At 71.7% G+C, this 13,887-nt stretch carries 13 protein-coding genes; 11 read left to right on the forward strand and 2 right to left on the reverse strand.

Annotated elements, in window-relative coordinates; translation table 11 throughout:
* Positions 1-14 precede the first annotated feature (14 nt).
* Positions 15-1,619, forward strand: a complete 1,605-nt coding sequence (locus HNQ01_RS04155) for a right-handed parallel beta-helix repeat-containing protein (RefSeq protein WP_173804119.1) — start codon at positions 15-17, stop codon at positions 1,617-1,619.
* Positions 1,620-2,096: 477 nt separating this feature from the next.
* Entirely contained in the window at positions 2,097-3,701 is a 1,605-nt protein-coding gene (locus tag HNQ01_RS04160; RefSeq protein ID WP_173804120.1) for a right-handed parallel beta-helix repeat-containing protein, read from the forward strand.
* A gap of 45 nt (positions 3,702-3,746) precedes the next feature.
* On the opposite strand, the gene HNQ01_RS04165 is transcribed toward HNQ01_RS04160, so the two are convergent.
* Positions 3,747-4,541, reverse strand: a complete 795-nt coding sequence (locus tag HNQ01_RS04165) for a LytR/AlgR family response regulator transcription factor (RefSeq protein ID WP_173804121.1) — start codon at positions 4,539-4,541, stop codon at positions 3,747-3,749.
* 12 nt (positions 4,542-4,553) lie between these two features.
* On the reverse strand, positions 4,554-5,570 hold the full coding sequence (locus tag HNQ01_RS04170; protein ID WP_353621633.1) for a sensor histidine kinase: 1,017 nt from the start codon (positions 5,568-5,570) through the stop codon (positions 4,554-4,556).
* 127 nt (positions 5,571-5,697) lie between these two features.
* Between HNQ01_RS04170 and argH the strand changes: the two genes are divergently transcribed.
* The 9 genes from argH to HNQ01_RS04215 all read left to right on the forward strand — a co-directional run bounded on the left by argH (position 5,698) and on the right by HNQ01_RS04215 (position 13,887).
* Positions 5,698-7,140 (forward strand): argininosuccinate lyase, encoded by a 1,443-nt coding sequence (gene argH / locus HNQ01_RS04175; RefSeq protein ID WP_173804122.1) that lies wholly within the window; start codon positions 5,698-5,700, stop codon positions 7,138-7,140.
* Between the two features lie 10 nt (positions 7,141-7,150).
* A complete protein-coding gene (locus HNQ01_RS04180; RefSeq protein ID WP_173804123.1) occupies positions 7,151-7,489 on the forward strand; it encodes a YkgJ family cysteine cluster protein in 339 nt (112 codons plus the stop codon).
* Positions 7,490-7,975: 486 nt separating this feature from the next.
* The gene (locus HNQ01_RS04185) at positions 7,976-9,748 is read left to right on the forward strand and encodes a methanol/ethanol family PQQ-dependent dehydrogenase (RefSeq protein WP_434801483.1); all 1,773 of its coding nucleotides are present in this window, start codon (positions 7,976-7,978) and stop codon (positions 9,746-9,748) included.
* A gap of 82 nt (positions 9,749-9,830) precedes the next feature.
* Positions 9,831-10,232: a c-type cytochrome gene (locus HNQ01_RS04190; RefSeq protein WP_173804124.1), complete on the forward strand. Its 402-nt coding sequence runs from the start codon at positions 9,831-9,833 to the stop codon at positions 10,230-10,232.
* Entirely contained in the window at positions 10,232-11,128 is an 897-nt protein-coding gene (locus HNQ01_RS04195) for a quinoprotein dehydrogenase-associated putative ABC transporter substrate-binding protein (protein ID WP_173804125.1), read from the forward strand. Before HNQ01_RS04190 ends, HNQ01_RS04195 begins: the two co-directional genes overlap by 1 nt.
* Positions 11,128-11,871: a hypothetical protein gene (locus HNQ01_RS04200; RefSeq protein WP_173804126.1), complete on the forward strand. Its 744-nt coding sequence runs from the start codon at positions 11,128-11,130 to the stop codon at positions 11,869-11,871. The genes HNQ01_RS04195 and HNQ01_RS04200 overlap by 1 nt, the downstream gene beginning before the upstream one ends.
* A gap of 32 nt (positions 11,872-11,903) precedes the next feature.
* Positions 11,904-12,284: a hypothetical protein gene (locus HNQ01_RS04205; RefSeq protein ID WP_173804127.1), complete on the forward strand. Its 381-nt coding sequence runs from the start codon at positions 11,904-11,906 to the stop codon at positions 12,282-12,284.
* Positions 12,285-12,298: 14 nt separating this feature from the next.
* A complete protein-coding gene (locus tag HNQ01_RS04210; RefSeq protein WP_173804128.1) occupies positions 12,299-13,336 on the forward strand; it encodes a YncE family protein in 1,038 nt (345 codons plus the stop codon).
* Positions 13,333-13,887 (forward strand): SRPBCC family protein, encoded by a 555-nt coding sequence (locus HNQ01_RS04215; protein ID WP_173804129.1) that lies wholly within the window; start codon positions 13,333-13,335, stop codon positions 13,885-13,887. Before HNQ01_RS04210 ends, HNQ01_RS04215 begins: the two co-directional genes overlap by 4 nt.

Genomic DNA, 13,887 nt, shown 5'->3' on the forward strand with positions numbered 1-13,887 from the left:
CGGCACACGCCGGAATGGCGCTGGTCATCGCCGCCCTGCCCGTCCTGCCGGCCCTGGCCCAGACGAGCACCCGCGGCGCCTACCTGGCGAGCCCCTCCACGGCCAGCGCCACGACCGGCACCACGACGACGGCCACCTCGTCGCGCACCGTCGCCTCCACCGCGCTGAACCTGTCGCCCTGCCAGCCCAGCGGACTGGGCAGCGACTACACCGTCGGTCCCGGCCAGCGCTTCGCCTCGCTCGACCAGGTGCCCTGGGAAAGCCTGAAGGCCGGCGACACGGTGCGCATCTTTCCAGCGGCGACCGCGTACAAGGGCAAGTTCGTCATCACGGCCAGGGGCACCGCCAGCGCGCCGGTGCGCATCTGCGGCGTGCGCGCGGCCGACGGCTCGCGGCCGGTGATCGACGGCAGCGGCGCGACCACCCGGGCCGCGCTGCACAACATCTACGCGACCAGCGACTATGCCCGCGACATCCACCAGGACCGCTCGCTGGTGCTGATCAAGGCCGCGCCGGCCCAGGGCTGGACCGCCTTCCCGAGCTGGATCCAGATCGACGGCCTGAAGATCACCCGCGGCCATCCGGACCAGACCTTCACGAACGCCGCCGGCGCCCAGCGCCGCTACGCCGCCTTCGGCGCCTGCATCTGGGTCGAGCGCGGCCAGAACATCTCGATCCTCGACAACGAGATCACCGACTGCCAGATGGCGGTGTTCAGCAAGTCGACCGATGACGGCGACTTCGCGGTGACGCGCAACCTGCGCATCGCCGGCAACCGCTTCGCCGGCCACGGCATCGTCGGCGACGTGCACCAGCACACCACCTACACCCAGAGCATCGGCACGACGATCGAGTTCAACATCTACGCCCCGCTGCGCAACGGCTCGCCCGGCAACGCGATCAAGGACCGCTCGGCCGGCACCGTCGTGCGCTACAACCGCCTCGAGGAAGGCTCGCACGCGCTCGACCTGGTCGAGGCCGAGGACTTCCCCCTCACCGCGATGGCCACGCCCGCCTACCGCAGCACGCTGGTCTACGGCAACCAGATCATCAAGACCGGCGACAGCGGCAGCGTCGTCCACTACGGCGGCGACCATTTCGGCAGCCAGCCCGGCGCCGGCTGGGGCGAGCCGATCTTCCGCAAGGGCACGCTGCATTTCTTCCACAACACGCTCTACCTGAAAGGCACGACCGCCTGGGTCTTCCAGGTCTCGACGACCGAGGAGCGGGTGGAAGCCTGGAACAACGCGATCCACTTCGCGCCGACGGTCGCGCAGAAGAACCTGCGCATGGAGCAGGACGTCGTCGCGCCCTGGGTCGGCGGCGGCATCGTCAACCTCGGCCGCAACTGGATCACCACCGGCTGGCAGGACTCCGACGTGTGGCACAAGGTGCGCGGCCAGCTGCTCGGCACCGGCCTGCAGGTCGGCGGCACGGCCGCCCCGTTCGACGTCACGACGCTGCAGCCCGGCTACGGCTCGGCGCTGATCGACGCGGCCGCCGGCGCACCCGTGTCGATGGCCACCACGCTGCCGCTCTTCCAGTTCGACCGCGACCTGCTGCCGCAGGTGCGCCGCCAGCGCGGCGCGGCCAGCGATCTGGGCGCCTTCGAGTACTGACGCCGGGCCGACAGGTTGCAACGCGGTGTATGGAGTGCAGCAGGCCGACCGGGCGCATGCCAGCGCGCCGCGCTTCGTCACGGCGCCCCGAACGGCCCGACGCCCTCTCGCCCGCCCGGATCACCCGCAAACTTCTTCACAAGTCCGGTCAGCCACCCGTGAAACAAATCACACAAACATTTCATGCAACAGAACAACTGCACTTGATGGTTTCATTATTTCCACTCAGACACCCCTCATTCACGAGGGGAGACACTTGATGGATTGACGGTTACACATCAGGAGAATGCTTACGAGGCCGCAGGGAGCCTCTCCTATCGTCCGATTCCTCATGACGCCCGCAGAAGGCGTCGTGTCCCTGCGACCGGCCCCGGCGCCGAGCGATGCGCAATGGCGGTGGCCGGCATGAACACCCGACACGAACACGAAAGAGCGGACGACAGAATGGGAATGGCACGGACGGACCTGAAACGATCGATGCGCGTGCGCACGCTGTGGATGGCTGCGGCCGCTGCGCTGGCCGCGGGCGGGCTGGTCGGCTGTGGCAGCGGGGGCTCCGAAGACACCTCGGGCGGCGGCACGGCGCCGGCACCGACCCCGACGCCCCCGGCGGAAACCCTCGCGCTGACCGCCTGCGCCGCCTCGGGCAAGGGCACCGACTACCCCGTGGGCCCCGGCCAGACCTACACCACGCTGGACCAGGTGCCCTGGGAAAGCCTGAAGGCCGGCGACACGGTGCGCATCTACTACTCGTCGACGCCGTACAAGGGCAAGTTCCTCGTCGCCGCACAGGGCACGTCCACCGCGCCGGTGCGCATCTGCGGCGTGCGCGGGCCGAACAACGAGCGTCCGATCATCGACGGCAGCGGCGCCACCACGCGCGCCGCGCTGCTCAACGCCTACGGCAACACCGCCGAGACGCAGAACATCCACCAGACCCGCAGCGTCATCGTCATCAAGGCGCTGGCCAACGGCAGCTACAGCGACTATCCGACCTGGATCCAGATCGACGGCCTGAACATCCGCGCCGGCCATCCGAACTACACCTTCACCGACGCGGCCGGCGCGACCCAGCGCTACACCGACTTCGGCGCCTGCGTCTGGGTGGACCGCGGCCAGAACATCCTGATCGCCGACAACGAGATCAGCGACTGCCAGATGGCCGTCTTCAGCCGCTCGACCGACGACGGCGAATTCACGGTCACGCGCAACCTGCGCATCGCCGGAAACTATCTCTGGGGCCACGGCGTCGTCGGCAGCGAGCTCGAGCACACCACCTACACCCAGAGCGTGGGCACCGTCATCGAGTTCAACCGCTACGGGCCGCTGCGCACCGGGGCGCTGGGCAACTCGGTCAAGGACCGCTCGGCCGGCCTGGTGGTGCGCTACAACCGCATCGAGGGCGGCGCCCGCTCGGTCGACATGGTCGAGGCCGAGGACTTCCCCACCACCGCCCGCGCCCTGAGCGCCTACCGCAGCAGCTTCGTCTACGGCAACCAGTTCAAGAAGAACGGCGACGACGGCAGCTTCTTCCACTACGGCGGCGACCATTTCGGCGCCCCGGCCGGTGCCAACTGGGGCGAGTCGCTGTTCCGCCGGGGCGTGCTGTACTTCTTCAACAACACCGTGCACGGCACCGGCACGAACGCGCGCCTCTTCCAGATCTCGACGACGCTGGAGCGGGTCGAGGCCTGGAACAACGTGTTCTGGTTCGATCCCTCGGTGACCCTGGTGAACCTGCGCCAGGCCGAGAACGACTCGCTGTCGACCAGCTACACGCCCGACGGCATCCTGAACCTGGGCGTCAACTGGATCCGCAGCGACTGGACCGACACCGACGCGTGGCACACGCTCAAGGGCCAGGTCATCGGCACGGAAAAGCTGATCGGCGGCACCAGCGCGCCCTTCGACACCAGCAGCAGCTTCGTGCCGCTGGCCTCCAGCTCGATCATCGACGCCGGCCAGGCCAACCCGAGCGCGGCCAGCGCCTACGGCGTCAACTACCAGCTCAACAGCAGCTACACGCCGGTGGCACGCACCGTCAAGGGCGCGGCCATCGACCTCGGCGCCGTCGAGCGCTGACGTCCAGGCCGGGCCCGGCTCCGGGGCCGCGGCCCCGCGCCCCGGTCACAGCCCCTCGGCCGCCAGCAGCTCGCGCACCGCCGCGAGCTGGCGGCGCGACACCGCCAGCCACTCGTCGGTGGCGGCGATGCGCACCGCCCAGGCCTCGAGCTCGGTGCCGTCCTCGCCCTGCCAGCGCCGGCGCTCCAGCGCCGCCACCGCATCGACGGCCACCAGCGCGTTGCGATGGATGCGCACGAAGCGCTCGCCGAGCCGCTCCTCGAGCTCGGCCAGCGACTCGTCGAGCAGCAGCGCGCGGTGCGCGGTGCGCAGCGTCACGTACTTCTGCTCGGCCTTCAGGTAGAGCGCCTCGGCCAGCGGCACGCGCAGCAGCTCGCCACGCTCGTGCACGACGATGACCGGCCCGGCCGCCGCCGGCTCCGCCAGCGGCGCGGGCGCCGTCGCCGCCAGCGCGCCGCGGCGCTGCACCACCCGCGCCAGCGCCTCCTGCAGCCGCAGGCGCCGCACCGGCTTGGTCAGGTAGTCGACCGCCTCGACCTCGAAGGCCTCCAGCGCGTGCTCGGCATGCGCGGTCACGAAGATCACCAGCGGCGGCCGCGGCATCGCGCGCAGCCGTCCGGCCAGCGCCAGCCCGTCCATGCCGGGCATGCGGATGTCGAGCAGCACCACGTCGGCCGCATGCAGCGCCAGCCAGTGCAGCGCCGCCGCCGCGGTCGCCGCCTCGCCGACCACCTGCGCCGGCGGATCGACGCAGTCGGCAATCAGCGTGCGCAGGCGCAGCCGCGACAGCTCCTCGTCGTCGACCAGCAGCACCCGCAGCGCAGCGATCCGGTGGTCCATCGCCCCTCTCCTTCAGTCCGGCATCGTGATGGCGATGCGCACGCGGAAGCGCCCGCCCTCGATCGGCCCGGCCTCGAAGCGCGCGGCCAGGTCGTGCAGCAGCAGCAGCCGCTCGCGCACGTTGCGCAGCGCGATGCCGTGGCCGCGGCGCGGGCGGCCCTCGCCCAGCGGATTGGTCACCGTCAGCAGCGCCATGCCGTGGCGCACGCCGGTGCGGATGACGATCTCGCCGCCGTCGGGTGTCGGCTCGATGCCGTGCTTGACCGCGTTCTCCACCAGCGGCTGCAGCATCAGCACCGGCACGCGCGCCCGCGCGGCCGCCTCGTCGAGCTGCCAGCGCACCCGCAGCCGCGCGCCGAAGCGCACCTGCTCGATGGCGATGTAGCGCTGCGCCAGCTCGATCTCCTGGCCGAGCGTGACCGGCGCGTCGGCGCTGGCCAGCGCGGCGCGGAACAGCTCCGACAGGTCCTCCAGCACCGCCTCGGCACGCACCGGATCGATCTGCACCAGCGTGATCGCGCTGTTGAGCGCGTTGAACAGGAAGTGCGGCCGGATGCGCGACTGCAGCTCGGCCAGCCGCGCCTGCGTGCCGGCGGGCAGGTTCAGCCGCATGCGCTGGCACAGCCACTGCCAGACGGCCACCGCCAGCGCCGCGCCCGACAGCAGCGCGCCCAGCCCGGCGAGCGGCTCGGGCACCGCCGAGTCCAGCCACAGCAGCTCGGCCCAGGCCGCCAGCGCGCAGGCCGCGCCCAGCCCGGCCACCGCGGCGGTCTGCACCGCCGCGGCACGCCGGGCCAGCCAGGGCCGGATCGCGCAGCCGAGCAGCAGCCAGACCAGCGTCGCCGGCAGCACCGCGGCCACCATCACCGACAGGTCGACGATCCCGCCGATCACGCTGCCGCCGCGCAGCAGCATGCCCAGCGCCAGCACGCCGTGCACGAACAGCACCGTGCGCAGCACCACGCCGCCCTGGCAGAGATCGGGCGGGGAAGGCGGGGGCGGCGAGGAACTGTCGCTGGCGGGAGGCACGTTCGGGATGGCGGCGCAGCCGCGCTCTCTACAATCGGCGCCATTGTCGCCCGCCGCCCGCCTCCGGCCGGCATGCGCGGCATTTCTGCCACTTCCGGATCCGCCGATCCGCCACCTGCACCATCCGATGAGCCATCCCGCCTCCGACAACCAGCTCGACAAGAAGGCCCAGGCCTGGTCCGCCCTGTTCTCCGAACCGATGAGCGAGCTGGTCAAGCGCTACACCTCCAGCGTCTTCTTCGACAAGCGCCTGTGGCGCGCCGACATCGCCGGCAGCCTGGCGCACGCCGAGATGCTGGCCGCGCAGGGCATCATCAGCGCGGCCGACCTGGCCGACATCGAGCGCGGCATGGCGCAGATCCGCGCCGAGATCGAGGCCGGCCAGTTCGAGTGGAAGCTGGACCTGGAGGATGTGCACCTGAACATCGAGGCGCGCCTGACCACGCTGGTGGGCGACGCGGGCAAGCGGCTGCACACCGGCCGCAGCCGCAACGACCAGGTCGCCACCGACGTGCGCCTGTGGCTGCGCGACGAGATCGACGCCACCGCCGTGCTGCTGGCCGACATGCAGCGCGCCCTGGTCTCGGTCGCCGAGAAGAACGTCGACACCATCCTGCCGGGCTTCACCCACCTGCAGGTGGCGCAGCCGGTCAGCTTCGCGCACCACCTGCTGGCCTATGTCGAGATGTTCGCGCGCGACGCCGAGCGGCTGGCGGATCTCAGGAAGCGCGTGAACCGCCTGCCACTGGGCTCGGCGGCACTGGCCGGCACCAGCTACCCGCTCGACCGCGAGCGCGTGGCGCGCACGCTGGGCTTCGAGGCGGTCTGCCAGAACAGCCTGGACGCCGTCTCCGACCGCGACTTCGCGATCGAGTACACCGCGTTCGCCTCGCTGGTGATGATCCACGTCTCTCGCCTGGCGGAAGAGATCGTGGTCTGGATGAGCCAGAACTTCGGCTTCATCAACCTGAGCGACCGCTACTGCACCGGCTCGTCGATCATGCCGCAGAAGCGCAACCCGGACGTGGCGGAACTCGCGCGCGGCAAGTCGGGCCGCGTCGTCGGGCATCTCATGGGCCTGATCACCCTGATGAAGGGCCAGCCGCTGGCCTACAACAAGGACAACCAGGAAGACAAGGAGCCGCTGTTCGACACGGTCGACACCGTCAACGACACGCTGCGCATCATGGCCGAGATGATCGGCGGCGAGGTCGCGGCGGACGGCAGCCGCTCGGGCGGCCTGACGGTCAGGAAGGACGCCATGGAGCGCGCCGCGCTGCGCGGCTACGCCACCGCGACCGATCTGGCCGACTACCTGGTCAAGAAGGGCCTGCCCTTCCGCGACGCGCACGAGGTGGTGGCGCACGCCGTCAAGGACGCCATCGCGCTGGGCAAGGACCTGGCCGAGCTGCCGCTGGAGACGCTGCAGGGCTACGACGCGCGCATCACCGCCGACGTGGCCGAGGCGCTGACGCTGGCGGGCTCGCTCAACGCGCGCTCGACGCTGGGCGGCACCGCGCCGGTCCAGGTCCGCGCGCAGATCGAGCGCCACCACGCCCGCCTGGGCTGAAGTGCCGGCGATGAGCACGCCCGCCGACAACCCCTGCCTCGCCTGCGGCGCCTGCTGCGCCAGCTTCCGGGTCGACTTCTCGCCCGAGGAGCTGCAGTCGCGCGGCGGCTGCGTGCCCGACGGCTTGGCGGTCGAGCTCGGCGACACGCTGGCGCGCATGCGCGGCACCGACCACGCCCGGCCGCGCTGCGCCGCGCTGGTCGGCACCGTCGGAGCAAAGGCCGGCTGCGGCATCTACGAATGGCGCCCCGGCCCCTGCCGCGAGTTCGGCATGCTCGCGCCGCTGGGCCGCGGCGACGAGGCCTGCGCGCGCGCCCGGCTGCGCCACGGTCTGACGCCGCTGGGCTGAGCCGCTGGACCGGGCCGCTCCGGCCCGGCTGCAACACTCTGCGCCAAAACTGAGGGACACCCGCGTGACGCGGCCGTGTCGTGCTGTGTCGTGTCCGGGGCGCGCGCTGCCGCGCCCTGCGCCGCCGGCCTCTCCCGCCCGGCACCGGAGCCGCTCCGGCCCCGCCGACCGGCCCGGGACTTTCCCTGATGTCCGACCCCGCCGGCGCGCCCCGAGCGGCGCCGCCACGGCCTGACGTGCCCGGGTTCGCGGGTTTTCACGGAGCGGGACCGCCTGCAGGCCTTCGCGGCGGCCCCTGCGGAGGGGCAGACAGGCACGGGAGTTGCGGAATGTCCCCCGAGCAGACAGGGTTCGCGCCGGTCCGGTGGCTACCGGCGCTCCCACTCCCACCCGTCGCGCCCAAAGACCACCCGCGCCCAAGGAGACAACATGATGAAGACTCGAGACAGCTGGAGTTCCTGGATGGTCCGTGGCGCCTGCGCCGCGATGGCGGCCGGCCTGCCGGCGCTGGTCATGGCCAATGCCGATGTCGAGAAGCTGACCGCGAACCCGAAGAACTGGGCGATGCAGGCCGGCGACATGTTCAACCAGCGCTACAGCCAGCTCAAGCAGATCAACAAGGACAACGTCGGCAAGCTGCAGGTCGCCTGGACCTTCTCGACCGGCGTGCTGCGCGGCCACGAGGGCTCGCCGCTGGTGGTCGACGGCACGATGTACCTGCACTCGCCCTTCCCGAACAAGGTCTTCGCGATCGACCTCGACACGCAGAAGATCAAGTGGAAGTACGAGCCCAAGCAGGACCCGGCCGTCATCCCGCAGATGTGCTGCGACACCGTCAACCGCGGTCTGGCCTACGCCGAGGGCAAGGTCTTCCTGCAGCAGGCCGACTCCAACCTGGTGGCGCTGGACGCGAACACCGGCAAGATGATCTGGACCGTCAAGAACGGCGATCCGAAGCTCGGCGCGGTCAACACCAACGCCCCGCACGTCTTCAAGGACAAAGTGATCACCGGCATTTCCGGCGGCGAATGGGGCGTGCGCGGCTTCCTGGCCGCCTACGACATCAACACCGGCAAGCAGGTCTGGAAGGGCTACTCGACCGGCCCGGACAGCGAGATCCTGATCGACCCGCAGAAGACCACCACCTGGACCGACGGCCGGGTCGCGCCGGTCGGGCCGGACTCCTCGCTGAAGACCTGGCAGGGCGACCAGTGGAAGATCGGCGGCGGCACCACCTGGGGCTGGTACAGCTACGACAAGGCGACCAACTCGGTCTACTACGGCACCGGCAACCCCTCGACCTGGAATCCCTCGCAGCGCCCGGGCGACAACAAGTGGTCGATGTCGATCTGGTCGCGCGACGTCGACACGGGCCGCGTCAACTGGGTCTACCAGATGACCCCGTACGACGAGTGGGACTTCGACGGCATCAACGAGATGATCCTGGCCGACATCAAGGTCAAGGGCCGCGACACCAAGGCGCTGGTGCACTTCGACCGCAACGGCTTCGGCTACACGCTGGACCGCACCAACGGCGCGCTGCTGGTGGCCGAGAAGTACGACCCGGCGGTCAACTGGGCCACGCACGTCGACATGAAGACCGGGCGGCCGCAGGTCGTCTCGCGCTACTCGACGGCGCAGAACGGCCCCGACGTCAACACCAAGGGCGTCTGCCCGGCCGCGCTCGGCTCGAAGGACCAGCAGCCCGCCGCCTTCGACCCCGAGACCAGGCTCTTCTACGTGCCGACCAACCATGTCTGCATGGACTACGAGCCGTTCAAGGTCGAGTACACCGCCGGCCAGCCCTATGTCGGCGCGACGCTGGCGATGTACCCGGCACCCAACAGCCACGGCGGCATGGGCAACTACATCGCCTGGGACGCCGGCACCGGCAAGATCGTGCAGAGCAAGTCCGAGAAGTTCTCGGTCTGGTCCGGCGCGCTCAACACCGCCGGCGGCCTCAGCTGCTACGGCACGCTCGAGGGCTACCTGAAGTGCGTCGACAAGAAGGACATCAACAAGGAGCTGTTCAAGTTCAAGACGCCCTCGGGGATCATCGGCAACGTCTTCACCTACGAGCACAAGGGCCGGCAGTACATCGGCGTGTTCTCGGGCATCGGCGGCTGGGCCGGCATCGGCATGGCCGCGGGCCTGGAGAAGGACAACGACGGCCTCGGGGCGGTCGGCGGCTACCGCGAGCTGAGCCAGTACACCGAGCTCGGCGGCTCGCTGACGGTGTTCGCGCTGCCCAGCAACTGAACCGAGCCTGCACCGGACGGCCTCCCCCGCGGGGTGGGGCCGCTCCTGCCGAGCCTTCGCCCGTCCTGCCCTGCCCATCGCCATGAAGACATCCGCACTCGCCCTCGCCCTGCTGCTGATCGGCCCGGCCCTCGCCGCCCGGGCCCAGGCCACCACGCCCGACAAGCCGCTCTACACCGTCCAGGAAGGCTACAAGGTCGACGCCGACACGATGAAGGGCTTCCGCACCTGGCGCTCGGCCGCCTGCGACCGCTGCCACGGCCCGAACCAGGAAGGCATGGTCGGCCCGTCGCTGGTCAACAGCCTGAAGGTGCTGACCAAGGCCGAGTTCATCGCCACGGTGACCGGCGGCCGCCTCGACAAGGGCATGCCCAGCTTCGGCGCCAGCCCGGTGGTCGCCGACAACATCGAGCACCTCTACGCCTACCTGAAGGGCCGCTCCGACGGCGCCATCACCCAGGCCAAGGTGCAGGAGATCAAGTGATGCGCCCGCGTGCCTCGCGTCGTCCGCTGGCGGCCGCGCTGCTGGCGCTGGCCTGCGCGGCGCTGTCGGCCCCGGCCGCGCTGGCCGACGAGCCGGCGCGCCGCGCATTGAAGGTCTGCCAGGACCCGAACAACCTGCCCTTCTCCAACCTCGCCGGCGAGGGGCTGGAGAACCGGCTGGCCGAGCTCCTCGGCCAGGCGCTGGGCCTGCCGGTCAGCTACTACTCCTTCCCGGCGCGCATGGCCTTCATCCGCAACACGCTGCGCTACAGGCTGCCCGGCGAGGACTTCCGCTGCGACATCGTCATGGGCGTGCCGGCCGGCTTCGATCAGGTCTCGGCGACGAAGCCCTACTACCGCTCGACCTACGCGCTGGTCTACGCGCGGGGACGCGGGCTCGACGGCGTGCGCAGCGGCGCGGACTTCCTCGCGCTCGACCGGGCGACGCTGAAGGCGCTGCGCATCGGCCTGTTCGACCGCTCGCCGGCCTCGGAATGGCTGGCGCGGCACGATCTGGTCGACCAGGGCGTGCCCTATCCGATGCTCAACGCCGACCCGGCGCAGTACCCGGGCGAGCTGATCGAGAAGGAGCTGGCCGGCGGGCGGCTCGACGCCGCCATCGTCTGGGGTCCGATCGCCGGCTACTACGCGCGGCGGGTCCGGCAGCCGGAGCTGGTGGTCGTGCCGCTGGCGTCCGAGCCGGGCGTGAAGTTCGACTACGCGATGGCGATGGGCGTGCGCCACGGCGAGCCGGAGTGGAAGGCGCAGGTCGAGCGGCTGCTCGAGCGCGAGGCGCCGCGCATCCGCGCGATCCTGCAGGACTACGGCGTGCCGCTGGTCGAGGCCGATCCGGCCACGGCCCCGACCGCCACGGCCTCGGCCGCAGCGAGCCGCTGATGCGCCGCCGGATCGCCCGCCTGCTCCTGCCGGCCGCGGTGGCGGCGGCTGCGCTGGTCCTGCCGGGCGCGGCAGCGCTCGCGGCCGAAGACGCGCCCTCGAACACGCCCCCGGGCACGCCCGACTATTCCGCCGCCGAGCGGCTGCTGCTGATGGACGACCAGCTCTCGGCGCTGCTGCCGCGGCTGCCGCTGACGCTGGGCTACCGCTTCGAGCGGCGCGGCCGGCTCGACGCGGCCTTCGCCGAGCCGGTCGGCATCGCGGTGGCGCGCGAGGCCGACGGCAGCTGCTGCCACGCGCGCGGCGACTTTCTCGCCGGCGAGCACCGCGTCGACCTGCCCGAGGTCGACCATGCTCGCGGCAACCCGGTGGTGCTGTATTTCCTCGAGCACGACATCCGCGACCTGAACCGGCGCACCCGCGGCTCGGTGGCCTACTTCCGCAAGCGCATCCGCATGGCGCTGTACGAGGCCGCGCGGATCGACGAGGTCGCCTTCGTCTACCAGGGCCGCCGCACCCAGGGGCGGCGCATCACCATCGAGCCCTACCTGAACGATCCGCAGCCGGCGCGGCTGCGCGAGTTCCTGCGCCGGCGCTATGTCTTCGTGCTGTCGGCCGAGGTGCCCGGCGGCATCGCGGCGATGCAGGCCGGCACGCCCGCCGCAGACGCCGGCGCCGGCACCGAGCCGCTGCTGCTCGACGAGCTGCGCCTGGACGGCGTCGAGCTCGGCCCGCCGGCCTGACCCCTTCGCCACCGCCCGCCCAGGCCGCCACCATGACGAAGCTTCCCGTACTGACCCGGCCCGCGCCGGCCCTGTCGTCCGCCCTGTCGCTGGCGCTGCTGCTGCTCGTGCCGGGCGCCGCCCGGGCCCACGACTACCCCACCGTCGACCGGGTGCTCTACGTGCAGGACTGCCTGCGCGCCCATCCCGGCCCGGCCTTCGAGATGATCAACAAGTGCTCCTGCGCGGTCGACCGCATCGCCGAGGCGGTCCCGCACGAGGAGTACCTGACGATGCTGACCGCCTTCAACGCCAACACCATCGGCGGCGAGCGCGGCAGCGCGATCCGCGACGCCGAGCCGATGCAGCAGCTGGTGCGGCGCTTCCGCGAGCTGCAGGGCCGGGCGAAGAAGGCCTGCTTCATCACGCCCTGAAGCCCGCGCCCGCCATGTCCGCGTCCGCACTCCGCACGCTGAGCGCCCCGGGCGTCATCGGCGCCCTGATGGCGCTGGGCCTGCCCGCGCACGCCCAGCCCGTCCGGACGCCGCCGCCCGCGCCCGCGCTGGCCTGGATCACCAACCAGGGCAGCGACGACGTCAGCGTCATCGACCTGCAGGCGCGCCGCGTCGTCGCCACCGTGCCGAGCGGGCCGGCGCCGGCCGGCGTGGCGGTCCTGCCCGGTCGCGGCGAGGTCGCGGTGGCCCATGCAGGCGACGGCAGCATCGGGCTGATCGACATCGCCACGCGGCGCGAGGTCGCGCGCATCGCCGCCGGCGCCGGCACGGTCGGCGTGGCCGCCAGCGCGGACGGCCGGCGGCTGTTCGCGGCCGACTGGCACGGCCAGGCGCTGGTCGTCATCGACCCGGCGACGCGGCAGGTGCTGCGGCGCGTGCCGCTCGGGCGCGCGCCGGCCGGGCTGGCGGTGCAGGCCGACGGCCGCCATGTCTGGGTCGCCGAGCGCGACGACGACCGGGTCGCGCTGGTCGATGCCGAGGCCGGCACGCTGCTGGCGCGCATCGGCGTGGGCGCCGGGGCGCATCCCTTCGCGCTGCTGCTCGACGAGCAGCGCGGCCGGCTGCTGGTGCTGGGCGTGCAGGACAGCCGCCTGTCGGTGATCGACCTGGCGCGGCGCGAGCTGCTGCGGCAGCTGCCGACCGGGCGTGCGCCCTACGCGGCGGTGCTGGCCGACGCGGGCCGGCGGCTGCATGTCAGCAGCCAGCAGGACGACCGCATCGACGTGTTCGACGCCGACACGCTCGCGCCGCTGGGCACGGTCGGCGACCTGGCCTGGCCGGAGGGCCTCGACGCGCATGGCGGCGAGGTCTGGGCGGTCAGCTGGATGGACGACGCCGTCGTCGCCCTCGACGCCGCCAGCGGCCGGCTGCTCGCGCGCATTCCGGTCGGCCGCAATCCGCGCGGCTTCGGCCGCTTCGTGTCGGTCGACGACACGCCCGCTTCCCCGCCCCCAGGAGACCGGAGCCGATGAAGACCTCCCCCCTCGCCCTGTCCCGCCGCCCGCTGCTGGCGCTGCTGGCCTGGCCCCTGCTGCTGGCGGTGCCGCCGGCCGGCGCCCACGGCCCGACGCGCCAGAAGGTGGTCGAGTCGGTGCTGATCGACGCCCCGCCGGCGCGGGTCTGGGCGCTGATCCGCGACTTCTCGGCGCTGAAGGACTGGCACCCGGCCATCGCCGAGAGCCCGGCCGACCAGGGCAACACGCCCGGCTCGGTGCGCACGCTCAAGCTCAGGAACGGTGCGACGCTGGCCGAGACGCTCGATGCCTGGGACGACGCGAAGATGCGCTACACCTACCGCGTCAAGGACGGCCTGCCGGCGCTGCCGGTGAGCAACTACGCCTCGACGATCAGCGTCAGCGACCAGGGCGGCCGCGCGCTGGTCGAGTGGCGCGGCGGCTTCTACCGCGGCCATCCGAACAACGATCCGCCGCCGGAACTCAACGACGAGGCCGCGGTCGCCGCGGTGACCGGCGTCTACCGCAGCGGGCTGGAGCAGCTGAAGAAGCTCGCCGAGGGCCGCTGA

Source organism: Sphaerotilus uruguayifluvii (assembly GCF_013294065.1).
Classification (GTDB): domain Bacteria; phylum Pseudomonadota; class Gammaproteobacteria; order Burkholderiales; family Burkholderiaceae_C; genus Sphaerotilus; species Sphaerotilus uruguayifluvii.